Origin of the sequence: Pseudoalteromonas sp. NZS100_1, assembly GCF_015864285.1 — a bacterium.
In the GTDB taxonomy this organism is placed as follows: domain Bacteria; phylum Pseudomonadota; class Gammaproteobacteria; order Enterobacterales; family Alteromonadaceae; genus Pseudoalteromonas; species Pseudoalteromonas arctica.
Genome location: NZ_JADYXN010000021.1, coordinates 24902 through 49486 on the forward strand (window position 1 = coordinate 24902; position 24585 = coordinate 49486).

Consider the following 24585-nt stretch of genomic DNA (forward strand, 5'->3'; position numbering starts at 1 on the left):
GTAGCAAAATCTTTATGTAACACATTAAGTAACACCTATGGCATTATAACTTTAATTAATTAAATATAAACATAGTCTTACGTTCTCAATTCAGATGACCCCAGCCCACCAATAAAGGTTTTTGAACTCGTTATTCGAAAACCATAAGAAACCCGCAAATTTGTTAATCCAAATTTGCGGGTTTTTTTATGGAATTTATAAAATAAAGTTTAAGAATATCTTATAGCGCGTAGCTTCATTTTTATTGCAATCACAAACAGGCTAAATAACGACAGCATACTTATTAACAACGTTAGGTTAAGTATGGGGTTACTTGGCTCATCGGTGGTGACAGGAGAGTTGTTTGTAGTTTGCGAGTTTTGATGTTGCCTAATATAGCTTTGGCTGATCCAATCTACCGCGTTTATCCATTGTACTTTGGCGGGATCAGTATTGTTTAGCATCCCTATTGCGTGCTTATCGTTATCTAAGCTTTTTGAAAGTTGTATCAGTTGCTGCCAAAATTCATTTTTAGGGCCTAGGTCGTCTATTTCTTGTAGGTGCTGTTGTAATTTATCACCCCCCATCGTTTTTATATCAGCTTGTCCTGTACTTTGCGCGTAGCTATTTATTAGTGATGAAAAGCGACTAAAGTACTCATTACTTTTTTGCTGTGTAGGGTTAGCTGTTCGCTCGTTTGTTACTTTTTGTGTTGGTTGATTTAGGCTATTTTGATCAATCAAATATTGTTTATAGTTTTGGTAACTTAAGTTGTTTGTAGTTGTGTTATTTAGAGTGTCAAAGTTGTTTTTAAGTGCATTAACACTGATCACTACACCTACTAAGGTAATAATACAAAGTGCGCAATAGCAAAAGTACAATGCGCTTTTTAAAGTGTTACGCAGTAGTTTATATTTATTATAACTTTGCTTAATAGCTGCAGCTGTATTTGGGGCTTCGTCTGTATCTAGGCGTTCGTTTTGTATTGAGGTACTTTTGTCGTTAGTACTTTCACTAATGTGTTTATCTGTATTTTTACTGTGCTCAGTGAGTGCTATTTGATTATTTTGAGATTGAGAGATTACAGTAATGAGTTGAGGTTCTACTTTAGTAATCAAACCTAGCTTTTTAAGTGAGGATTCTGTTTTAACAGCATCAATACTCGATAAGTCTTTTTTTAAAGCGTAAGCTTTTCCATCAAATAACTGAATAACAATATTATGAGGAATATTAAGAAGTTGGCTGAGTTGTTCTTGGGCAGAGGTAAGGTCAGTATTTTGATATAACTGACCATTAAAAACAATTTTAAATGTAGCGCTCACGTTAGTACCTTGCTTGTGTAATTCCATTTTTGGAATTTTATTTTTATTATTTAATACACAAAGCTAACTTAACAGATAAAGGGTATGCTTTCTAATGATTTGCGATTAAAAAAGCCCTAACAAACAGCGTTAAGGCTTTGGCGTGTAGCTGTTACTTTATCGTTTAGCGAGTGATTTTACAGATTGCTTTTGATCACTTGCTGGTTGGGTTGCTTTGTCTATTAATGTTTCAAGTGGTTTATTTCGAACGCACATAAGTACTTTGTTCATTGCTTGGCATGTGCCTGTCGCTTTTTTATCATGGCTTGTGTAGCTGCAATCTTCATTAATGGCTTTTGCTTCACATGCTTCCCAAGGCGCGTTTGAACCGTGGCCTGCATGGCTTAGCGCTGAGCATGAGGCAGCAAGTAAAAAGCCAGTGGTTAGTGCTTTTATCACGTTAAATATTTTCATTAGTATCTCAGTTAATTATTTGGCCAGAATGCGAGTTATCTTGCGGTAGCACCTTTAAAACAACCAATAAACATGTTTTCAGATACATCGGCTGCATGGTAGTGGTAACCGCGTGTATCGTCGGTGTGGCCTCTACATTCGTCTAAATCAGTGGGTTCTAATCCATCTTCGTTAAGCATGCCAAATATACCAAATCCATCGAGTGCATAACCCATCATGGCGGCATGACCGTCTGATTGAATTTGTGTTTGGCTACAACCTGCTTCACCGTGGTAGTGATAGCCTGCTACTAAGTTAATATGGCCAGCGCAATCATCAAAGGCTGCAATAGTGTATGCGCCTAAAATAGCCTCAACAGGCGCGGGTGCAGCAAGTACAACACCATTGAGAGCAACACCTACATTGGCGTTACCAATACTGCTATTTTGAGTGGTTGCAACAGGCGTTATAGGAATTAAAAATGATTCTGATATACCGCCATCAACATAATCAATAGAGCATTCTACGCAGTGGTTTTGGTATTGTTCCTCTACGTTTGGGCGTGCAGCGCCATCACACGATTCTTGTGTGTCGGTTACATTTACAAGGCCTGTACCTTCGTCGTATAGCTGCCAATGACTATCGTTATATAATGTAGGTAGATTTAAAATAAAGTCTCCGGTTATATCGTAAACCTCACCGGTGCCATCAAACCAAATACCGGCTTCGTCTGCTGTTGAGGTGATATTTTGAGGGCAAAATACACCAATCTCGTAATTTGAAGGCGCACCTGCAATATCAATTTTGTAGCATGAGGCTTCATCACCATTACTTAGCGTACATGTTTGAGTGGTAATTGATGAAATGAGCGCATCGCTTTCAAAGTTAAAAGGGTCGACTTCTACAACAAAATCGGTTGAAGTATCTGTTGTAGTTCCCTCATCGGTGGTTGTTTCAGTTACAACTGTACTTTCAGCATCGCTACCGTTACAGGCAGCTAAACCCAGTGAAAGTATACACACTGCAAGCGGTGTCAAAATTGGTGTGTTAAATCTTCTCATCAAAAATATCCGGTAATGAAGTTGAATGTATAATATTTGTTAAATGTGCAAACAAAGTGCAAAAACAACGCAACATAGTACATAGCTCGAGATAGAAGCTGATAAAGTTGCTATAAATGCGTTTAGTACCTTTTATTGTTTAAAATACTGCGACTTAAAAGTACTTAAATAGGCAGTGGAGTTTTATGGACTTTTTATTTCCCGACAGCATGTCTTTATTTTTGTTTTTATTGTTAATGATCACCGCTGGCTTTACTTCTTTTATATCTGCTGCATTTGGTGCTGGTGGCGGGTTAATGCTGCTGGTAGTTATGGCGTCGTTTATGCCAATGGCAGTTGTTGTGCCTGTGCATGGTTTAGTACAGCTTGGCTCTAATGCAAATAGGTTTTTACTCAGCTTTAAGCATATTGATAAAAGCATGTTTGTATATTTTGTGTTAGGCGGCTTAGTAGGGGCGGGGTTATCAAGTTTTGTTATTGATGATATATCGCTTGATGCTATGAAGTTAGTGGTCGCTATTTTTGTTATTTATTTACTGTGGGGTAAAACGCCACCTATAAAATTAACCTCTAAGGTGTGGCGTATGGTCGCCGGTGGAATAACTACTTTTATTTCTATGTTTGTGGGGGCAAGTGGCCCATTAGTTGGTAGCTGTTTATATATAAATAATTACGAAAAGTTAAAATTTACGGCAACGTTTTCGAGCATTATGAGTGTGCAGCATTTATTAAAAGCGATAATTTATGGCGCTGTTGGCTTTAGTTTTTGGCAATGGATACCGCTTGTAATTGCCATGGTAATAAGTGGCGCTGTAGGAACTTGGTTCGGAATTAAATTACTTAAAAGGATGTCTGGGGATAAATTTAAGCATATTTTTAGGATAGTTTTAACGTTATTAACGCTACAACTTGGTTGGCAAGGTATAAAAATATTACTCCACTAATTTGCTTAGTGGAGTAAATTTAATTTTATTAAACATAAATTATTTAAGAGGATTAAATAATTCATTGCGCCAAAAAGTTACTGATATAGAGCGACTACACTGTAATTTTTTGCCTTATCGATGAATTACATATTCTTTGTAATAATTGTTCATACGTTTAATTAAATTGGTATTAAAGCTTATTTAACAGCGGCTTTAATTGGCTTGTCGCCATCAAACAACTTAAAAATGCGGTTACTAATAAATGAGTTGGTCGCAATATGTAATAATGCATTGGCTACGTTTTCGCGGCTAATTTTAGCTTCTGAACGATCACTTGGTTGCTGCGTAGTTACTTGCATTGAAGCACTATCGTCAGTCAATGTACCAGGGCGAACAATGGTATAATTTAAACCACTGTTTATTAGGTGCTCGTCAGCCATATGCTTAGCAACTAAGTAAGGTTTTAAATCACCTTGAATCGAATCTGGATCGTCAGCACCAATCGAACTGACCATAATAAAGTGATTAACGCCGTGCTCTTTAGCGAATGTAGCTGCTTTTGTTGCAGCCCATAAATCAATGAGTACAGTTTTATCATCGCCTGTACTTCCACCAGAACCAGCAGCAAAAATCACTTGGTCACAGCCTTTCATTGCATCACCAAAATCGCCTTCAAGATCTTGCTCAACAATAGTTAAAAAAGAGCTGTTTAAATCGCTTAACTTATTTTTGTCACGCACTAATGCCACAACATTTTGCTCATTTTCTAAAAGTAGCTCAGTTGTCATTTTACCTATTTGTCCGCTTGCGCCAATAATTAGGGTCTTACTCATAATTAACTCCTTCCAATAAATAGTAAAAGTAATGTGCTTACAAACAGACCTTGGGGTAGGGGATTATTTTTAAAGGGTAAAAAAGAGTTTAAATGAGCTAATTTCAAAAAATACTTTAATTAAAGTGCGATACTTAACTGAGTATTAAAATTAGCTGCTTTTGGTGTGTTTTTTTAGACCTTTTTATTCAACCATTATACTCACTTCGGTCACATAACTACGGCGGTATAGACTAATACGGACTTTACGTTCTTGGTAATTATAAAACAAAGTGCGATATGTACTATTGCCATTTTTTTTTAAAGGTTCACCTAATTTTTGCTGATAAAAGCGAGTGATATCAGAAATTGAATCGGTTAAATAACCAGTACGTACCATTGGGTATTCGCTTGCTACGTCCATCGTTGTAACAAACTCTTCAGGAAGTGGGATTTCAGTGACGTTTTGGCTGAGTACGTTAAACGATTGAGTGCATAGCAATATTATTAAAAATGCTAAAGTTTTCATTAGAGTCCTTTGAGTAATAAATTCCTTTTATTGGTACTTATTTTACCTCAATAAGCACCAATGTCATTTAAATTTTATTACGAATTAAGTCTCGCACTATAAACCGGGCGGGGTGAATAGCTTGGCTTACACGTTCGCTTAATGGGCGGGGTTCGTTATTTAAACAACTTACGAGGTGGTCTGCACTTAGCGGTGCGCTGCATAAAGCGCGTGCACCAAAACCGGTAAAAATATGCAGACCTTGTTGTGGTTTATTAAGTTGCTCATATTGGTAGCGTTTACCTAAACGTAGATTAGCAAAAGCCATTGTATAATCACTTTGCTCGCACCATTGCCCAGCCATTGGTAGGTGATCTATAAATGTGCAGCGAACAGCCGCTTTTGCCGAGTTTATATTGCCAAGGGTGGAGGCAAATTCACTTTGCTGATAAAAGCTAAGTAGTTGCTCTTGGTTTAATTGGTTGTCGAGCGCTGTAACTTGGCGGCTTTTAGTGTTTTTTTCAAACGTGGCACCCATACAGTGATGATCTAAATAAGCCGGCGTAAAATACCCTTTATGGCATAGCACTGTTTTAAGTTTGCGTGATTGCTCACTTGCCTCAATATGTGAAACCTGACCGCGTACGCCTACTATAGGTAGCGCTTTTGTTTGCTCAAATGAATCGCTGTGCTCACCTGCACAAATAATTACATCGCTAAACGGGCCTAGCTGCTCATCATTCGTTAATAAAAACCAACCGCTTTCAGTTTTTTTAAGCTGTTTTATATCGCAGTTAAACACGCTTTTAAATGGGTTTATGCTATTTGCAGCCTTTAGCATAGCGCTTACTAATTGCGGTGGATTAACCCAGCCGCCTTGTTCAAAAAATACGCCTGAATAACCTGTTGTTACTCCTGCTATTTTGTCGCCTTGCTCTGCGGTTACGTTATGCATTAGCTGGGTTGGCCACAGTTGTTTTTGTGCTAAGTTTTGATGTTTATCGGCGAGAGGCTTTTTTACTGCATGCTGTAATACGCCGCACCAATCGTAATCAAAACTAAAGCCGTTATTGAGCAACTGGTTATACAAACGTTTGGCGTATAAAAAGCTATGTGCAAACAATTCGCTGTGCGGCGAGTTTTTAGCTTGTAGGTGAGGGTAAATAGCGCCTTGCACATTGTGCGATGCCCCCATTGCAGGCTTTTTATCTTGGCAGAATAATTGGCTGGTTATGCCTCGTTTAGCCAAGCTGTATAAAATACAGCTACTGGCAATACCACCGCCAATGACCGCTACATTTTTTAAAGTACTGCTATCTTGATTAAAATAAGCGGGGGTTGATTGAGCGCTATTAACATGTTTAAGTTGGCCAATAAGCATATTTTCTTTTTGATTAAAATCTTTGGCTTTTTTAATGCTAAAGCCAGCCTCTATTAATCCTCGTTGAACAAAGTCAGCGGCAGTAAAAGTCGATAAGGTTGCATTAGCTCTTGTTATATCAGCCATGGAGTTAAATAAACTTTGCTGCCACATATCAGGATTTTCACTTGGCTCAAGCCCATTTAAATACCAAGCATCAACAATTCCTGTTTGCGGGTAGCTCATTGCTTGTATTGATTCAAGCGCATCACCAAAGTATAAATCGAGAACAACATTGCCATTATTAAATTCGAGCCGGTGGCATCCTTCTAAATTAATTGGGTAGTTTACTGTTAATTGCTCAGTAAAATAACTTAAGGTAGGCCAAGCGGTTAATGCTTGTTTTAAGTCTGTTAATGTTAAGGGATACTTTTCAAACGAAATATAGTGTAGGCGTTTTACGCTTTTTTCACATTCATTTTGAACTTGCATCCGCTCAAGGTGGTCTTTAAAGCGTTGCCACGTATTTAAAAAGTTTAAACCGGTGCCAAAACCGGTTTCGGCAATAACAAAATGTGATTGGTCATGATTTTGTAATCGTACATCTATATTATTTTGCTCATAGTACACATAATGCGATTGAGCTAAGCCATCGTCATTAGAAAAATAAATATCACCGGAGTCATTAGTCAAAGGTGTACCTAAATTATTAATGTGACTATGTGCGTTCTTAATCATAATTTTTTAAATTTATAGATATATTTTTAATTATTTTACGGGTTTTCTTTGTAATAGTCTGGCGTTATTTATAAGCTAGCAGTTCAGAGTACAAGTGTACGCTAGAAAGCTGACCACTTAGGTGATTAAATTCGCGTAAAATAGAATGCAATTAAGTATTAAGCTAAGGGAATTACCCATGAGAAGAGCTGTAATTACAGGTATCGGTGTTGTATCAAGCATTGGTAACAACAAAGAAGAAGTATTAGAATCGTTAAAAACGGGCAAAAGCGGCATCGCTTTTAACCAAGAATTTGCCGATTATAAGTTACGTAGTAACGTATCGGGTAAAATTGATATTGACGTTAAAGCACATGTTGACCGCAAAGCAATGCGCTTTATGGGCGATGCTGCTGCATATTCTTATATTTCGATGACTCAAGCAATTGAAGACTCAGGTTTGTCTGACGACCAAGTATCAAATGAGCGCACGGGTATTATTGTTGGCTCTGGCGGTGGTTCGTCTAAATGGCAGGTAGAAGCTGCTGATATTTTACGTGAAAAAGGCGTAAAACGTGTAGGGCCTTATATGGTTCCACGTACTATGGCGAGCACTACATCTGCTTGTTTAGCAACACCCTTTAAAATTAAAGGTGTTAACTACTCAATTAGCTCTGCATGTGCAACATCTGCGCATTGTATTGGTAATGCAGTAGAACAAATTCAATTAGGTAAGCAAGATGTTGTATTTGCTGGTGGCGGTGAAGAACTACACTGGACATTGGCAATGGAATTTGACGCTATGGGCGCACTTTCTACTAAGTACAACGAAACACCAGAAAAAGCGTCTCGTACATACGATGCAAATCGCGATGGTTTTGTTATATCTGGCGGCGGCGGTATTGTTGTAGTTGAAGAACTTGAACATGCACTTGCACGTGGCGCGCACATTTACGCTGAAATTGTTGGCTACGGTGCAACATCAGATGGCTACGACATGGTTGCTCCATCTGGCGAAGGTGCTGCACGTTGTATGCGCCAAGCTATGCAAGATGTAGATAGCATTGATTACTTAAACACACATGGTACATCTACACCAGTAGGCGACGTTAAAGAGCTTGGTGCGATTCAAGAAGTGTTTGGTGGTAAGTCACCAATGATCAGCGCAACTAAAGCAATGACAGGTCATGCCCTAGGTGCTGCGGGTGTTCACGAAGCTATTTTCTCATTATTAATGCTAGAGCATAGCTTTGTAGCGCCTTCAATTAATATTGATGAGCTAGATGAGCAAGCGGCAGGTTTGGATATTATTACTGAGCGTCGTGATGTTGAGTTAAATACTGTAATGTCTAATAGCTTTGGCTTTGGTGGCACAAACGCGACTTTAGTTATGAGTAAGTACAAAGGTTAATTTGAGCTTATAAGCCCTAAATATGTAAACACATATCAGGGCTAAATAGCTTAAAACAAAAAAGGAAAGCCGAGGCTTTCCTTTTTTATTATCGAAAGTTAAATTAACCTTCGTTATGTTCTTTACGCGCTTGCTCAATTTCGTCAGCAATTTCTTGCGCTTTCTGCTTAGTTTTTTCAGTTAACTCGCCAGCAGCTTCTTTGCTTTTAATCCATGCATCAACCGCAATCTCTTTGCCGTCGTCGTACATGTCTAAGCCCATTGTTTTACTTTGCTCTAATAGCTCGTTTAAAGACTCATCATTTTTAAGATCGTTAGTTGTCTCTTTAACGTCGTTCCATGCATCACCAAGCTTTTCTTGCATTTGTGCGCTTTTATCTTTTGCATCTTCTTTTACTTCGTTGGCATCTTCACAACCAGTTAATGTAATTAAAGTGCCTAATAAAGCTAAACCTGCTAATTTATTCATGTGCTATCTCCTTTAGAGACTGATAATTAATTCGAGGCAGACTATACAACAATGAAAATGAACGCCCCCGTAACAAAACGATTAAATTTTAAATTAATGAGTGAGCACGATTGGCCTCAATTATTTGAACTCGACCAAAACCCCGCCGTAATGCAGTATTTAACGCGAGGTGTACCTACCTCTTTAGAACAAATAAAAAATGAGGGAGTGCCTCGTATGCTCGCATATAGAAATGAGCTAAAAGGCTGGGGGCTGTGGAGTATCACTCTAAAGCAAACCAGTACATTTATTGGCTGGGTATTAATAAGACCTATGGATTTCTTTAGTGATGCACCAAATTACAGCGATATTGAAATAGGTTGGCGCTTTAAACAAGCGAGTTGGGGGCATGGTTATGCAACCGAGGCGGCTTTAGCATTATGTGATGAACTCATTAAGCAAGATGACGTTAAGGCGATAAGTGCAACGGCACTAAAAGATAATACGGCCTCTATAAATATAATGAAAAAGCTAGGTCTGCAATTTATAAAAAATTATACACATACAGATGAGCAAGGCGACTTACCTGCGGTGCTTTATTCAAAAAACGTTTGAAGATGATTAAATATCAACAGTATAAAGATTGACCTGTCCTTAAGTGACGTGCATTAATATGGGCAACAAAAATAATAAATTAAGGATGTTGTATGGGATTGTTTTTTTCACCACGTAAATTAATCGTCAAAAGTGTACTGGTTTTACAGTTCACTACTTTTAGTGTTTTGGCGCAGCCTTTAGCGCAAAGCGCGGTCGCAATGCCAGACTCGTTCAGTGCCGATGCTGCTAAAAGTATATTAGAGCAAGGCGGTAATGCTGTTGATGCGGCTATTACGGCACAATTTGTACTTGCAGTGACGCTTCCTGAAGCCGGAAATATTGGCGGCGGGGGATTTATGCTTATTCAAAAAGATGGTAAAGGCGATTTTATAGATTATCGCGAGACAGCACCAACAGCGGCTCATCGTGATATGTATTTAGATGAGCAAGGTAATGTTATTGCAAACAAATCAATATATGGCATTCACGCAAGCGGTGTACCTGGCAGTGTAGCGGGTATGTGGCTTGCTCATCAAAAGCATGGCACTTTAAAGTGGGAAACACTAGTACAGCCTGCTGTAACGTTGGCTGAGCAAGGGTTTGTAGTTCCGCCTAAGTTAGCAAAAGGTGTTAGCCATTATATAGCCCATCTAAAAGAGCAAAAAATAAATGTAAACTTTGAAAAATATTTTGCTGATGTAAAAGCCAATAAAGTCTTTAAGCAACCCGAGCTAGCGGCAACGCTAAAGCGTATTCGTGATAACGGCCAAGATGGATTTTATAAAGGCGAGACTGCAAATATTATTGCTAAATTTATGCACCAGCATGGTGGTATTATTAATCAAGATGATTTAAAAAATTATACCGCTAAATCACGTGCGCCTATTAAAGCTAGTTGGAATGGTTATGAAGTACTTACTTCGCCACCGCCAAGTTCAGGTGGTATTGCTATTTTACAGTGGCTCAAAATGTATGAGTTACAAAAACCAAATGCAGGCTTAGCGCATAACTCGACTCAGTATGTGCACTTACTTTCTGAAATAGGTAAACGTGTATTTGCAGATAGAGCAGAGTATTTAGGCGATCCTGATTTTTTTGATGTACCAGTAAACGCGTTAACTAATATTAACTACCTCAAAGAGCGCAGTAATGGCATTTCGTTAACCGCTATCTCGACTACCGAAAATATTAAACCGGGCCTTAAAGAAAGTGAGCAAACTACGCACTTTTCAATCGTTGATAAAATGGGTAACGCTGTAGCAAATACCACCACAATAAACTTAGGGTTTGGTAGCGGTGTCGTTGTTGAAGGTGCGGGATTTATTTTAAATGATGAAATGGACGATTTTAGCGCCAAACCAGGCGTTATGAATGTGTTTGGTGCAATAGGCGGTAAAGCTAATGAAATACAGCCACACAAGCGTATGTTGAGTTCTATGACGCCTACAATACTACTTAAAGACAACACCGTTAAAATGGTGACAGGTTCGCCTGGTGGCACAACCATTATTAGCTCTGTGTACGAATCTATCTTAAATGCGATAGAGTTTGATATGAGTGCAGAGCAGGTTGTAAATAGTCCTCGTTTTCATCATCAATTGTGGCCTAAAAATATAATTAGAACGCACATTGGTTTAACCGATAGCGTAAAAGCAGAGCTTACAAAAATGGGTTACACCATAGACGAGAGACACTTTGGTGACTTACACGTTATTATTAATAAAAATGGGCAATTAGATGCTGCTTCTGAAGCATCAGGGCGCGGTAAATCAATTGTTTTTTAAATAAAAAAACACCGCGCTAAAAAGCGCGGTGTTTAAAATAATAAAAGCTTATTGAGTATCAATTAAATCTTCAACACCCACTATTAGCCATGGAGCATCGTCTGAAATTAGACGCTCTAAGTGCCAAATTTCTAAAATAGGCTGTTCTTTTTTATCGCCTAAATCACGGTACTTACCTTTAAAGCGAACACTAACCTGCCACGATTGCGCATTTGTATCTGCACGCACAAGTTCGGCATCAATAAACATTACTTCAGTGTCTACACTCTGTATAGCTTCACGCTCAGCTTTAAATTCGGCAACAAGTGCAGGGCTTAAGTATTCAGCCATTGTGGTGTAATCAGCATTATTCCATGCAGTTTGTAGTGTATGGTAATGACTACGGGCACCTTGCAAAAAGCCATTAACGTCAAAGTTAGGTGGTAAATTAAAAGGGACACTTTCATCTTGTGGGGCGCTGTTAGCAAAGCCTGTACTTGTTGGTTGCTCGATAGGTGCTTGTTTAAAAGCATTTTGCTGAGCACTTGTACCTGCACTGGCATTTGCAAGTTGTGGGGCACGATTAGCACGTAAAAAGCCTGTTACTAGCTTAAATAAAATAAATAGTCCGCCAGCTAATAAAATCATTTCTAATAGCTGAAAACCTTCAAAATCGTCGCCTAACATTGCTGCAATTAAGCCACCCGCTAAAAGACCACCCAAAACGCCAGCCATAATGCCTTTTTTATTTGATGTGGCTTTAGGTGCTGCTGTTGGGGGTGTTGTATCTGCTTTTTGTTTTTGTGCTGTTTGTTGTGTTGCAGGAGTTTGTCCACGTTTGCTACTGCCAAACTTTTTACGTGCGTGTGCATCAAAACTGGCAGTACATAATAATGCCAATAATGAAAAAATAACGATGATGTTCTTCATGAAATTCCCTAATTAAAATCGAGCCGCGATTATAATTTACTTTCTTAAGGAGTTTAATTAATTACTTTAAAAATCAGAGGTTTTGAGTATAAAAGAAAAGGTTTATTGGTGGGTATATAATCAAAAAACCGCTTAGTAGGAACTAAGCGGTAAATTTGTTTATTTTAAAGCCAACGAATAGCGCCAGTAACGCGTTCGTTATAAGTATTTAGAGGTGCTCCAACACTTGCCACTAAAATAGTATCTGCTTGTGAGCCTCGGTTAATATGACCTTCAAAGCGCTCGTCTTTGAAATTATCATCACCAAAACCAAATGATTTATTTTCAGATGGCACTATAAATACAGTCATTGGGCCAAAGTCAGACTCAAATATCAAATGCAGCCCTTTTTCGCCTTTAAAATCACAAAACATAGCGTAAGTTACATCACCAGGAAGTTCATCAAGATGACCACCTAATACTGCAAGCTTGTCGTTAACGCTTTGTAGGCTAATGGGCTCTTTTTTGTCAAGCGCACTAATTTCGTAGTACACATGGGCAAGCGCATGCTCACCCGCTTCGTGTGCAATATTTTGCTCTGTACTAAAAAAGAAGGCACTAATAGCCACTACAAAAGACGCTGCTAATGCAAGATGCACTCGGTCAAACTTAAAACGCGAGCGGGCATCAACCACGTTCTTTCCCGTTGCTTGCTCTTCTTGTAGCGCTTTTTCTTTTAACGATGTGTTTAAAAGAATGCGGTCTGCAAGGTTTTCAGGCACAGGTATATCTAAAGAGTCTTGAATATACTTATCAAAATCTTTCATATCGTTAATAAAACTTTGTCGCTCAGGGTTATTGTTAGCAAACTCCATGAGCTCCTTGTCAATGTCGTTTGGCTGCGCAATAGTGCGGCGACGAAACTCAAGTTCATCCATTATTTTGATGCCCCTTTAAGTTGTTCATCATCACGGCTTAAAGCCTCTTTAAGTTGATTTCGGGCACGGTATAAACGAGTCATTACCGTGTTTTTATTTAAATTAAGTATGCCTGCGATCTCTTCACCAGAGCAGCCCATTACAACTTGTAGTAATAATGGCTCTCGGTATTCATCAGATAGCAGGGCAATCTGGCGTTGAATAACCGTTTGCTCCATTTCATCATCTAATGAGTGGCTGGTTTCATCAACAAGCGTATCGTTTTCTACGTCGCTGTAATCAAACTGTTTACGTTCAAATCGGCGCGCATTTTCTCTTCGTAATATAGTAAGCAGCCAAGGTTTAGCTGCCTTTTGATCAAGTAAAGAGTCGAGAGAACGCCACGCGCGTAAAAACGTTTCTTGTACTAAATCATCTGCTATGTGCGGATCACGGCATAACCAATAAGCAAAGCGATAAAGCTCTTTATTGTAAACGTGGACCAAGGCTTCATAACGCTTTTGTTTCTCTGCCATATCGATTAAGACCTGATTGTTTGATTTTTTCTTTCCAAGCATAAGCACTTTTTTAATTAAAAATTATTATTTATTGCAAAAAAAGACCTGAGTATCGTAGTTATTAATCATAAAGGTCTTTTAATACAGCTTGTTGCGACTTTGATGCTTGAGTTTGATAGTTCTCAAGAATTTTAATAATAGCATTAAGATCCGTGTTTGCGCCTTTATTACTATAAAGTTGTGCCTGCAATTGGCTAATGAGGCCATTAAGCTCGCTGCTCTTTACGCGATAGCAAAGCTCATCAATAGCGCCAACATTTTTGTGAGTCACCTTTACAGAAAAACTATTTAATGCGGTGTAAAAAGCTTTCACATCGTGTGTTTTAGCTAAAGCTTTAAGCTCATTCAAGTTTGGCTGAACAATACGCCCACTATTAATCTGTACTTTTTCAGTCGTATTTTTAGAAGAACGGGTAACTAGATAAAAAATTACAGTACCAATCCATAAAATATATCCTAAAACGGCAACTACAATTAACCAAAGAGGAGTATCTCTTTTAATTTCAATGTTTTGTGTGCCTAGATCTTCATTCGATATATTTTCAATAGCAGATGAATTATTTATATTTGGCTGCGGATTTGCCACAGCTGTATTAGCCGCAGTGCTACTAGGCGTTACCGTTATAGTGCGCTTTGGTAATGTAGCTACGCTAATACGATTCATTTTAGTGTTAAACCAAGGCAGTTTTATTTCAGGTAGGGTATAAGTACCTGGTTTTTGCGGCAGTAATGCATACGATGCGGTTTGCTGCGATACAACGCGTCCGTCACGTACTGCATTGTTATTTTCTTTTTTATCAGGGTAGCTGCGTATGCCATCAATGGTAGGCATAGAGATTTCAGGTAATTGCTCTTTTGTAACTCCAAGCGCAGTAAGTGTAATAGTACGTGTTATAGGCGTACCTACTTCTACGGTGTTGTCGTTAGGTTGCCATTCTTCATCAAGACTAACCAGCTCGCTTGGTAACCATGCACCTTTATAATCACTCGGAATTGGTTTAATTTCTATTTGCTGATCGTCGCCAAGAGCTGATACTTCTAATTGACGATAATTTTGTTGTACTCGCCCTTGAAAAGCGGGGCCTGCAATAGTGTACGCACCACTTTTTTGTGGCTGAATCAAATACTCGCGAGTAATAACAAGGTAGCGTTTACCATCAACAAGCTCATAGCTTTCAGTTTGCTTACCCAATTGGGTTAGCTGAGCATCTTCCATACTTGGTGTGCTTAAGCTGCCATCAAGCAGCTCTTTCGCAAGGTAAAGCTTAATAGTGTAAACACCGGCTTCTTGGACAAACAATGAATTACTCGAGAGCGACGTTTTTAAAAATATTTCGTTATTTTTATCTGCATCAACTGAGCGTTTTGCCACTTTTAATTTAATAGGCTGTGAGGTTAACCCTGCAACGCTAAATGCCGGAATAGTGTAATCACCCTCTGCACGGGTCATTAATTTAACTGACCACGTGGTTTGTTTATTAATGCTGCCATTAATAATGTTGGTACGAGAACTTAAGCTTGTTGGGCCTACCACAAAGTCTTTTAACAGCGATGAGGTGTCTGGTTGCTCGCCTTTAACTGTATCGTCTACGGATATATTAAGCATAAAAAATTCACCCGCTAAAACAGGGTTTTTATCTACGCTGGCTTCTAATTTGGTGGCAGCCCACGAAGGCATCGCACTTAATAGCAATAAACAGCAAAATAATCGCATTACCATGATTTTTCGACTCCTGTAGGGCGACGTTTATATTGTCTTTTTTGGGCTTCTAATTGCATTTTATTCCGTAATAAAATAGCCGGATCGTCCGGGACTTTTCTAAGTAGTTGATTAAGCTGTTGTGCTTTTTCTTTTTCTTCATTAGTGAGCTCACTTGCTTGGGCTTGCATAGCTTGTTGCTGAGCATTTTGTTTTTGCTCATCAGTAGCAGGTTGCTCATTCATTGCTTGTGGCTTACTTTGTTGCTGCTCGTCTTTAGGTTGGTCAGCGTCTTTATTTTGCCCTTGCTCACTTTGTGGCTGGGCTTGCATATCAGGTTCATTTTGCTTGTCTGATTGCTCGCCAGGCTCACCTTGTTGATCTTTTGATTGTTCAGACTCTTTATCTGATTCTTTATCAGATTTTTCATCGCTTGAGCTTTGACTTTCGTTTTCGCCTTTTTCAGAATCGCTTTTATCACCATTTTGTTGCTTATCCTGTTTTGACTCATCAGAATTTTGCCCTTGGTTTTGCTCATCTTTTTTCTGGCTATCATCTTGGTCTTGAGAGTCGTCGCCGTCGCTTTGCTGATCTTGTTGATTGAGTAATTGTTCAACTAAAGCTTGGTTGTCAGTTGCTTGTGTAAAGTCGTCTTGTAAGGTTTGGGCTTGTTTGTAGGCTTCAATGGCGTCCTCAAGCTTGCCAGCTTTGGCGAGGGCATTACCGTAGTTGTATAAACCGGTAGCCGACTTATCATTACTAAACTCATTAAGTGCAGCATCAAAATTACCTTGCTGGTAAAGCGCCGCGCCTTTTAACTCACTCGATTGCGCCTGTGTTGCTGCATCGTATTCTTTATTTTTGTAAGCCTCTAATGCACGTTGATCTGAATTTTGCAAAAGAGTAGGAAGCTCTACGGCATACGCATCTTGCTGCGGTAAAAAGCTAAAGGCTAAAAAAGCCCCCAGCAAGGCAGCGCGTCTAAATAAATACAAGCCAAATGGCAATAACAGTAACAGTCCGTATATACCGGCATCTATTCGCCAAAGTGCATGGCTTTGTTTTTCGTCTTTTAACAATTCGCTTTGCGCGCTTGGAGCAAATATATTTATGTCGTTATTGCTAGGTTGGTAACTGGCAAATTTACCGCCGCTGCTTGATGCTAAATTTTTAAGCTGAGTGGCATTAAGTGTAGGTACTACAATTTGGCCGTATCTGTCTTTCAAAAAACCACCTTCAGGTAATTTTATCGGTGCGCCTTGAGCGGTACCTACACCATATATATTTAATCTATATTGGGTGTTATTGGTAAAGCTACTCACGTCGCTTTGTTCTTGTTGGTCAATACCGTCGGTCACTAAAATAATGTCGCCATCAATATAACCCGCTTGCGTTAATAGCTCTTTGGCCATATCAAGACCGGCTAAAACGTTTGAGCCTTTGTCTGGCATTATTTCAGGGCTTAAGCTTGGAATTAAATTACTGAGTGTTGTGGCGTCGTTTGTTAGTGGCGATATTATATAGGCCGTGCCTGCGTAAGCTACAAGCGCGGTATCACCTTCTTTAAATAGCTCAATCATATCAAGCGCTTTAAAGCGTGATTGCATTAAACGATTTGGTAAAATATCGGTGCTGTACATTGAGTACGACATATCCATAACAATTACACGGGCACTTTTACTTTGAAATACAGGAACTTGTTTTTTCTCAAAGCTAGGCCCAGCACTAAATAAAATGCCAAGGCTGCAAAACAAAGCAACTAACCAAAGTGGTTGGCTGGCTTTAGTGTTTGCTTCGCTCATTATAAATTGTGCTAAATGCGGTGCAATTAGCTGCTCACTAGTCGTTTTTTTATCCTTAATTAAGGCGACAAAAAATAATGCCACAGCAGGTATGAGTAACCATAAAAGAGCGGGGCGAATAAATTCAAAATCCATTAGTTTGGCTCCTTTAATGCACGCAGTGTACTAAGCATTACTTTTAAGCTAATAAGTAAAATAGCGATAAGTAACGGGTAGTAAAATAATGAGCTTTGTGGGCGAAATGTTTGCTCGTCAGCGCTAATAGGTTCAAGTTTATCAAGCTCTGCGTAAATTTGTTGAAGGCCTGCTACATCTTTGGCTCTAAAGTATAATCCGCCAGTTTGCTCGGCAATCTTTTTAAGTAAGCTTTCATCTAAATTACTGCCACTAGAGCCACCCATATTAAAGAGGCTAAAACCGCGCGGATTATCTGAGCCAACGCCAATGGTGTACACTTTAATACCTTCTTCGCGGGCTAGCAGTAAGGCATCTTCTGGGTTTAGGTTACCAGCGGTGTTTTGTCCGTCGGTTAATAGCACCACAATACGATTACTTTCATCTTTATTGGCAAAGCGCTTTACCGAAAGACCCAATGCATCACCAATGGCTGTTGCGCGTCCCACTAAACCAATTTGCGCTTCACTGAGCATTTTACTTACTGTTTTAACGTCGCGCGTGAGGGGGGTTTGTAAAAATGCGGTGTCGCCAAATAATATCAGCCCAAGCCTGTCGCCTTGGCGCTGCTCTATAAAATCACTGAGTACGGCTTTTACCATGGTAAGGCGGTCAACATATTGGCCATTGTAAGCCATGTCTTGCTCGGTCATAGAGCCTGATAAGTCAACAGCTAGCATTATATCGCGGCCTTCGTTTGGCAATGAGATTGGCTCATCTAACCATGTTGGATTGGCAGCGGCAGTCACAAGTAATAACCAAATTACCCACTCAAAAGGATTTAAACGTCGTGCGAGTGGCTCAATACTTTGGCTGGTTAAATTGTGCTTTGCAAAACTGGGTATACGTAAACGCGTACTGGCATTACTTGCTGCGGGTTTTAATAGTAAAAGTAATAAAGGTAAGGGTATTAATAAAAATAACCATGGCCAGCTAAATTCAAACATGTACTGACTCCTTTATTTTAAATTGCTTAATACCTTGGCGAAATTTTTCGCACAGTGTTGTATCTTTTTGGCTGGGATTATATAGGCTTAGTATTTCTTGTTCTGTAAAGTTCAAACCGGTGAGTGTATTAAGTGTTGTGCACCATTTAGAGGTAGATTGCGCAGCAAGGCGCTTGTCGTAATATTCAATCACTAAACGTTTTAAAATAATATGCAGTTGCTGAGGATTTTGCTCACTTTGGCTTAATTGTATTGCGTAGCGTTTAGGCTTTTTAAATTGATGTTTTTTGTAGAATATATAAATAGCTGCGCACAGTACTAAAAACAGCAGTGCAATAATAACCCACCAAGCAGGGGCGAGTGGCCACCAATTAACTTGGCTTGGCGCTATTATATCGTGCAGGCCATCGAGTGGATTGGTTTGCATGGTTATTTTCTCACTAATTGCAGCTCAAGCGGTGTTGCTGCATTGAATGATATTAAATTAAGACCTGATTTAGTTAGGCGATTTAAGCGCGTGCTAAATGCTTGCTCAGCATTTTTAGCAAAGCGTTCTCTAAAGCTGTTATCCATTAATGGTAGGGCAAAGTCTTGACCATTAGCATTAACGGTAACTGCTTGCTTAAACGCAGGTAACTGATGCTCAAATGGATCGCTTATGTGGCAACCAATCAGCTCGCAGTGGCGGCTTAATATTTCGAGTTGCTTAAAGCTGGCATCATCCAGAGCGTTAAAATCAGACACTAAATACACTAAGCTGCCAGGTTTTGCTAAATGATTAAGGCGCTTTAGGTTATCGCTAAAGTTGTTAGTGGCTGCTTTATCAATGTTGCTTAGCGCTTGCTGGTGGTTATCGCATAAATTATGACAAAGCTTAAGGACGGCTTTTTCGCGAGCACTGGGTTTTAGCTCCAAATGCGAGTGCTGATTAAACACAATACCGCCAATTCTGTCGCCGCGCTGACACGCCGACCATGCAACAAGGGCGCTTATATGCGCAGCTTGCACCGACTTTAACAGTAACTTTGAGCCAAACAGCATCGAGTTTGAAAAATCAGTAAACACAAACACAGGGCGCTCTTTTTCTTCTTGAAAGAGCTTTGTGTGAGTTTCGCCGGTTCGCGCAGTGACTCGCCAATCAATAGAGCGAATGTCGTCACCTTGCTGATAATGTCGCACTTCGGCAAATTCCATTCCTCGACCTTTGTGCGGTGCAAGGTATTGCCCTGTTAAGGTATTTTTTATTTTTACCTTAGGGGCAAGCTCAAGCAATTGCGCTTTGGCTTTGTAATACATCAGCTCTTTAAGTGCTAAATTAACACCGTGGCTATGGCTCTCTTTAAGCCATGCTTGGGGATCTAATTGTTTTTGCATAACTTATGGTACGGCTACAAGTTCAACTATACGGCTTATTACTTGATCTTTAGTAATGCCATCGGCTTGGGCTTCGTAACTTAAAATAATGCGATGACGCAGTACGTTATGCACAACAGCTTTAATGTCATCAGGTGCTACAAAGTCACGGCCTTGAAGCCATGCATGAGCACGAGCACATTTATCAAGTGCTATAGTTGCACGCGGGCTTGCACCAAATTCAATCCAACTACCTAGTTGTGCATCTAATTTAGCGCCTTCACGGGTGGCAATAATAAGTTGTACTAGGTATTGCTCAAGCGGCTCTGCTAAATAAAGGCCTAGTATTTCTTTTCGGGCAGCAAATAAATCGCTTTGACTAATCTTTTGTAATACTGGCTGTTGCTCGTTAAGCGCTTCGCCGCGTGTTAAACGTAGTATATCAAGCTCATGCTCTGCGCCAGGGTAACCAATACTTAGGTGCAGTAAAAAACGATCCAGCTGGGCTTCTGGTAACGGGTAAGTCCCTTCTTGCTCTAGCGGGTTTTGTGTAGCCATAACTAAAAACAGCTCGCTAAGCGGATAGGTGTTTTTACCTACGGTAACTTGGCGCTCTGCCATGGCTTCTAATAGTGCTGATTGTACTTTGGCTGGTGCACGGTTAATTTCGTCAGCTAAAATTAGGTTGTGAAAAAGAGGACCTTTTTCAAATACAAACTCGCTAGTTTGTTGGCGGTAAATATCGGTGCCTGTTACATCAGCCGGTAATAAGTCTGGCGTAAACTGTACGCGCTGAAACGATCCTTCAATACCTTTAGCAAGTGCATTAACTGCACGTGTTTTTGCAAGCCCAGGAGGGCCTTCTACTAATAAGTGACCATCAGCTAAAATAGCAATAAGTAGCGCTTGTGTAAGCTCTGGCTGGCCAATGATTTGTGTATCTAAGTACGTTTTTAATTGTGAAAATGCGTTAGCTGCCATAATAAGTGGACTGTCCTCGTCAGCTGGGTTTGTACCTAATAGTGTTAGGTGATAAATACTGACCTATTTATAAGGTTTATAATTGGGTAACTCAAGAGTTAGACTGTATTTTTTAAAATAGTTCGTTATTTTTTAACGATTTTTAGCGTACCACAAAACTTTGTAAATGCGTCTAAAAAAGCCTATTGTGATAGTCGTAATTAAACACTGTTTATATAAATTTGTGTTTTTCTATTGGCTTTAGCACACGGGTTGTTTAGAATCGAGGAAAACAAACAGGTCAGACCTGTCAGCGGGAGAGCATAAATGTCTGAGCAAAACATACTAAAAACACCAAAGGGCGACCGTATTGCCATAGTTAGCGGCTTACGTACACCTTTTGCAAAGCAAGCAACAGCGTTTCACCATGTACCAGCACTTGATATGGGTAAGTTGGTGGTTAACGAAATGCTTGAACGATTAAATTTCAATAAGTCAGAAATTGATCAACTTGTATTTGGTCAAGTAGTACAAATGCCAGAAGCGCCAAATATTGCACGTGAAATTGTATTGGGCACAGGTATGCCAGTATCGGTTGATGCATATTCTGTATCGCGCGCATGTGCTACCAGCTTTCAGGCTATTGCTAATGTAGCTGAGTCTATTATGGCGGGATCTGTAAGTGTAGGTATTGCAGGCGGCGCAGATTCGTCATCAGTATTGCCAATCGGTGTAAGTAAAAAGCTAGCAGGCAGCTTAGTTGATTTAAATAAAGCGCGTACGCTTGGTCAGCGCTTAAAAATATTTTCAAAACTGCGTTTAAAAGATTTATTACCAGTTCCACCTGCGGTTGCAGAGTACTCAACAGGCCTTTCAATGGGACAAACTGCTGAGCAAATGGCTAAAACACATAATATTAGCCGTGAAGATCAAGATGCATTAGCACATCGTTCTCACTCACTTGCAACGCAAGCATGGGCTGATGGAAAGTTAAAAGATGAAGTAATGACGGCGCATTTACCGCCATATAAAAGCTTCATTTCAGAAGACAATAATATTCGTAAAAACTCAACGGTTGAAGGCTACGCTAAGCTTAAACCGGTGTTTGACCGCCAGCACGGTACAGTTACCGCAGCAAATGCAACACCATTAACAGATGGTGCAGCGGCAGTGCTTATGATGAGCGAAAGCAAAGCAAAAGCATTGGGTTACGAAATACTAGGTTATGTACGCAGCTTTGCATTTTCAGCAATTGGTGTAGAAAAAGACATGCTAATGGGCCCAGCTCATTCAACACCTATTGCACTAGATAGAGCGGGTATTACCCTTGCTGATTTAGATTTAATTGAAATGCACGAAGCGTTTGCATCGCAAACACTTGCCAATATGAAAATGTTTGCTTCAGACAAATTTGCACAAGAGCATTTAGGTCGCAGCAAAGCAATTGGCGAAATTAACATGGATAAGTTTAACGTTAACGGCGGCTCTTTAGCATATGGTCACCCATTTGCAGCAACAGGTGCACGCTTAATTACGCAAAGCTTACACGAGCTTAAACGTCGTGGTGGCGGTTTAGCATTAACAACAGCGTGTGCTGCTGGCGGTTTAGGTGCAGCCTTTGTATTGGAGAGCGCGTAATGACAGATTCAGTATTTAATTTAGCGGTAGATGAAAATAAAATCGCCGTGGTAACGATTGATGTGCCGGGTGAGAAAATGAATACCCTGCGCAGCAGTTTTGCCGATGATTTAAAAGCATTACTAGAAGACGCTAAGTCGCAAAATGTAAAAGGCATGGTATTTATAAGCGGAAAAAGCGATAACTTTATTGCTGGCGCCGATGTGAAAATGCTCGATAGCGTTCAAAAGCGTGAAGATGCTTTAGCTATTAGCGAGCTATGTCATCAAGCGTTTTTTGATATGACAAAACTGCCATACACAACAGTAAGTGCGATTCATGGCGCTGCATTAGGTGGTGGTTTAGAGTTTGCTTTAGCATGTGATTACCGTGTTGGTACCGACAGTGATTTAACAAAAATTGGCTTACCAGAAGTACAACTTGGTTTACTTCCAGGTGGCGGCGGCACCCAGCGCTTAACCAAAATTGTTGGTATTCAAAAAGCACTTGAGTGGATGCTAACAGGTAAACAAATTCGCCCTACGCAAGCTAAAAAAGCAGGCGTGCTTGATGATTGTGTACCGCACAGTGTGCTGCTAAAAGTTGCAAAAGAATTTGCCGCGAAGAAAAAGCCACAAGCAAAAGAGCCAAAGCTCGACAATATTAGTAAATTACTAGAGTCAAACCCGTTTGGTCGTAACTTTATCTTTAAAAAAGCAAAAGAAAACGTACTTAAAAAAACGGGCGGGCACTACCCAGCACCACTAGCTATTATTAAAGCAGTGCGAGCTAGTGTAGAGCTTGATGAGCTAAAAGCGTATAAAACAGAAGCTGAAAGCTTTGCAACACTTGTAATGAGTGACGAATCGAAAGCGCTTCGCGGTATTTTCTTTGCAACGACTGAAATGAAAAAAGAGTGGCGCAATGATGACGCACCCGCAATAAGCAAAACTGCTGTTTTAGGTGGTGGACTAATGGGCGCAGGCATTGCGCACGTAAGTGCTGTTAAAGCTAAAGTACCGGTACGTATTAAAGATGTAGCAGAGCAGGGCATTAGTAATGCAATGAGCTACACCTATAAAATTTTAGATAAGCGTCTTAAGCGTCGTATTATGTCTAAAGCTGATGTGCAGTTAACGATGAACCGTATTACAGGTACAACTGACTACAGTGGCTTTAAACACATTGATTTAGTAATAGAAGCGGTGTTTGAAGACCTTGCACTTAAGCAAGGTATGGTTGCAGACGTAGAGCAGCAATGCCAAGCAAATACAATTTTTGCAAGTAACACGTCATCATTACCAATATCGCAAATTGCAGCGCAGGCAGCACGTCCTGAAAATGTAATTGGCTTGCATTACTTTTCACCAGTGGAAAAAATGCCATTAGTGGAAATTATTCCACACGAAGGTACGTCTCAAGAGACCATTGCCCGCGTTGTTAACTTTGCACGTAAGCAAGGTAAAACGCCAATTGTTGTAAAAGACATGGCCGGTTTTTACGTCAACCGTATTTTAGCGCCTTACTTAAACGAAGCTGCTAACTTAATGTTAGCAGGCGAGCCAATTGAAAAGATTGATGCAGCGCTTGTTGAGTTCGGTTTTCCGGTAGGCCCGCTGGCTCTACTTGATGAAGTAGGTATTGATATTGGCTCTAAAATTGCCCCAATTCTTGAAAAAGAATTAGGCGAGCGTTTTAAAGGCCCTGATGCATTTATGCGTATGATTGATTCAAAACGCCTTGGCCGTAAGTCTGGTCGTGGTTTTTATGAATACGATAAAAAAGGCAAAAAGGTTGATGAGTCAGTTTACGAACTATTGGGTGTTACCCCGGCTCCACGTTTAAACAAGAGCGAAATTGCTAAGCGTTGTGTATCGCAAATGCTTAACGAAGCAGTACGCTGTTTAGATGATGGCATTATTGCCAGCCCACGTGATGGCGATATCGGTGCAATATTTGGTATTGGTTTTCCACCATTTTTAGGTGGCCCGTTTAGCTATATGGATAAATTAGGCGCAAGTAAAATAAGCTCTGATATGTCTACATTAGCTAACAGCGATGCTAACTTTGCACCATGTGAATCACTGGTAACAATGGCAAGCTCTGGTGCTACTTTTTATAACGCAACACATGTTGAGGTTGTAGCTCCTGAAGTACAAAGCACTGAGTCACAAGAGCAAAGTGTAACTGAGCCTGAAGTTACCAAAGAGATTGAAACGAAAGAATAAAGTTTCTGCTATCTAAAAAAACCGCATTTAAATGCGGTTTTTTTATAGTTTTTATAAATAAATGAG

22 protein-coding genes are annotated in these 24585 nt (G+C 39.8%); 6 read left to right on the plus strand and 16 right to left on the minus strand.

Annotated features, from left to right (window positions below; all coding sequences use genetic code 11):
- Window positions 1-209 precede the first annotated feature (209 nt).
- The 3 genes from I6F66_RS14125 to I6F66_RS14135 all read right to left on the minus strand — a co-directional run bounded on the left by I6F66_RS14125 (window position 210) and on the right by I6F66_RS14135 (window position 2794).
- Complete coding sequence (locus tag I6F66_RS14125; RefSeq protein WP_368668198.1) at window positions 210-1301, minus strand: hypothetical protein; 1092 nt, start codon at window positions 1299-1301, stop codon at window positions 210-212.
- Window positions 1302-1457: 156 nt separating this feature from the next.
- Entirely contained in the window at window positions 1458-1754 is a 297-nt protein-coding gene (locus I6F66_RS14130; protein ID WP_007581994.1) for a hypothetical protein, read from the minus strand.
- Between the two features lie 35 nt (window positions 1755-1789).
- The gene (locus I6F66_RS14135) at window positions 1790-2794 is read right to left on the minus strand and encodes a YHYH protein (protein WP_165721353.1); all 1005 of its coding nucleotides are present in this window, start codon (window positions 2792-2794) and stop codon (window positions 1790-1792) included.
- A 185-nt stretch (window positions 2795-2979) separates the two neighbouring features.
- Between I6F66_RS14135 and I6F66_RS14140 the strand changes: the two genes are divergently transcribed.
- A complete protein-coding gene (locus I6F66_RS14140) occupies window positions 2980-3738 on the plus strand; it encodes a sulfite exporter TauE/SafE family protein (protein WP_197209385.1) in 759 nt (252 codons plus the stop codon).
- A gap of 179 nt (window positions 3739-3917) precedes the next feature.
- On the opposite strand, the gene I6F66_RS14145 is transcribed toward I6F66_RS14140, so the two are convergent.
- The 3 genes from I6F66_RS14145 to mnmC form a co-directional block, all read right to left on the minus strand.
- Window positions 3918-4553 carry an NAD(P)-binding oxidoreductase gene (locus I6F66_RS14145; protein WP_007581997.1) on the minus strand — a complete coding sequence of 212 codons (636 nt, stop codon included), beginning with the start codon at window positions 4551-4553 and terminating at the stop codon, window positions 3918-3920.
- A 183-nt stretch (window positions 4554-4736) separates the two neighbouring features.
- On the minus strand, window positions 4737-5060 hold the full coding sequence (locus I6F66_RS14150; protein ID WP_197209386.1) for a hypothetical protein: 324 nt from the start codon (window positions 5058-5060) through the stop codon (window positions 4737-4739).
- Between the two features lie 67 nt (window positions 5061-5127).
- Window positions 5128-7137, minus strand: coding sequence for a bifunctional tRNA (5-methylaminomethyl-2-thiouridine)(34)-methyltransferase MnmD/FAD-dependent 5-carboxymethylaminomethyl-2-thiouridine(34) oxidoreductase MnmC (gene mnmC / locus I6F66_RS14155; RefSeq protein ID WP_197160041.1), 2010 nt, complete (start codon window positions 7135-7137; stop codon window positions 5128-5130).
- Between the two features lie 178 nt (window positions 7138-7315).
- Here mnmC and fabB point away from each other — a divergent pair, with 178 nt between their 5' ends.
- Window positions 7316-8527, plus strand: a complete 1212-nt coding sequence (gene fabB / locus I6F66_RS14160) for a beta-ketoacyl-ACP synthase I (protein WP_007582000.1) — start codon at window positions 7316-7318, stop codon at window positions 8525-8527.
- Window positions 8528-8630: 103 nt separating this feature from the next.
- Here the strand turns inward: fabB and I6F66_RS14165 are convergent, their stop codons facing one another.
- The gene (locus tag I6F66_RS14165; RefSeq protein ID WP_008169794.1) at window positions 8631-8996 is read right to left on the minus strand and encodes a hypothetical protein; all 366 of its coding nucleotides are present in this window, start codon (window positions 8994-8996) and stop codon (window positions 8631-8633) included.
- Between the two features lie 51 nt (window positions 8997-9047).
- Between I6F66_RS14165 and I6F66_RS14170 the strand changes: the two genes are divergently transcribed.
- Together I6F66_RS14170 and ggt are read left to right on the plus strand one after the other, a co-directional pair.
- A complete protein-coding gene (locus tag I6F66_RS14170) occupies window positions 9048-9590 on the plus strand; it encodes a GNAT family N-acetyltransferase (RefSeq protein ID WP_165741614.1) in 543 nt (180 codons plus the stop codon).
- Window positions 9591-9682: 92 nt separating this feature from the next.
- Window positions 9683-11356, plus strand: a complete 1674-nt coding sequence (gene ggt / locus I6F66_RS14175) for a gamma-glutamyltransferase (RefSeq protein WP_197209387.1) — start codon at window positions 9683-9685, stop codon at window positions 11354-11356.
- A 48-nt stretch (window positions 11357-11404) separates the two neighbouring features.
- On the opposite strand, the gene I6F66_RS14180 is transcribed toward ggt, so the two are convergent.
- From I6F66_RS14180 to I6F66_RS14220, 9 genes are all read right to left on the minus strand, one after another.
- Window positions 11405-12265, minus strand: a complete 861-nt coding sequence (locus I6F66_RS14180) for a Tim44 domain-containing protein (RefSeq protein WP_165729171.1) — start codon at window positions 12263-12265, stop codon at window positions 11405-11407.
- A gap of 164 nt (window positions 12266-12429) precedes the next feature.
- Complete coding sequence (locus I6F66_RS14185; RefSeq protein WP_165741872.1) at window positions 12430-13182, minus strand: DUF3379 family protein; 753 nt, start codon at window positions 13180-13182, stop codon at window positions 12430-12432.
- Window positions 13182-13739 carry a sigma-70 family RNA polymerase sigma factor gene (locus I6F66_RS14190; RefSeq protein WP_032827217.1) on the minus strand — a complete coding sequence of 186 codons (558 nt, stop codon included), beginning with the start codon at window positions 13737-13739 and terminating at the stop codon, window positions 13182-13184. The genes I6F66_RS14185 and I6F66_RS14190 overlap by 1 nt, the downstream gene beginning before the upstream one ends.
- Window positions 13740-13800: 61 nt before the next feature.
- Window positions 13801-15459 (minus strand): BatD family protein, encoded by a 1659-nt coding sequence (locus I6F66_RS14195; protein WP_165741875.1) that lies wholly within the window; start codon window positions 15457-15459, stop codon window positions 13801-13803.
- The gene (locus I6F66_RS14200; protein ID WP_197160027.1) at window positions 15453-17375 is read right to left on the minus strand and encodes a VWA domain-containing protein; all 1923 of its coding nucleotides are present in this window, start codon (window positions 17373-17375) and stop codon (window positions 15453-15455) included. The genes I6F66_RS14195 and I6F66_RS14200 overlap by 7 nt, the downstream gene beginning before the upstream one ends.
- Window positions 17375-18361, minus strand: coding sequence for a VWA domain-containing protein (locus I6F66_RS14205; protein WP_165729175.1), 987 nt, complete (start codon window positions 18359-18361; stop codon window positions 17375-17377). Before I6F66_RS14205 ends, I6F66_RS14200 begins: the two co-directional genes overlap by 1 nt.
- The gene (locus I6F66_RS14210) at window positions 18354-18788 is read right to left on the minus strand and encodes a DUF4381 domain-containing protein (RefSeq protein WP_197209388.1); all 435 of its coding nucleotides are present in this window, start codon (window positions 18786-18788) and stop codon (window positions 18354-18356) included. Before I6F66_RS14210 ends, I6F66_RS14205 begins: the two co-directional genes overlap by 8 nt.
- Window positions 18789-18790: 2 nt before the next feature.
- Window positions 18791-19735: a DUF58 domain-containing protein gene (locus I6F66_RS14215; protein ID WP_197209389.1), complete on the minus strand. Its 945-nt coding sequence runs from the start codon at window positions 19733-19735 to the stop codon at window positions 18791-18793.
- Between the two features lie 3 nt (window positions 19736-19738).
- Complete coding sequence (locus I6F66_RS14220; RefSeq protein WP_197209390.1) at window positions 19739-20695, minus strand: MoxR family ATPase; 957 nt, start codon at window positions 20693-20695, stop codon at window positions 19739-19741.
- Between the two features lie 306 nt (window positions 20696-21001).
- On the opposite strand from I6F66_RS14220, the gene fadI reads away from it, so the two are divergent.
- On the plus strand, window positions 21002-22312 hold the full coding sequence (gene fadI, locus I6F66_RS14225; protein ID WP_004335629.1) for an acetyl-CoA C-acyltransferase FadI: 1311 nt from the start codon (window positions 21002-21004) through the stop codon (window positions 22310-22312).
- The gene (gene fadJ / locus I6F66_RS14230) at window positions 22312-24519 is read left to right on the plus strand and encodes a fatty acid oxidation complex subunit alpha FadJ (RefSeq protein WP_165729177.1); all 2208 of its coding nucleotides are present in this window, start codon (window positions 22312-22314) and stop codon (window positions 24517-24519) included. Before fadI ends, fadJ begins: the two co-directional genes overlap by 1 nt.
- Window positions 24520-24585 lie beyond the last annotated feature (66 nt).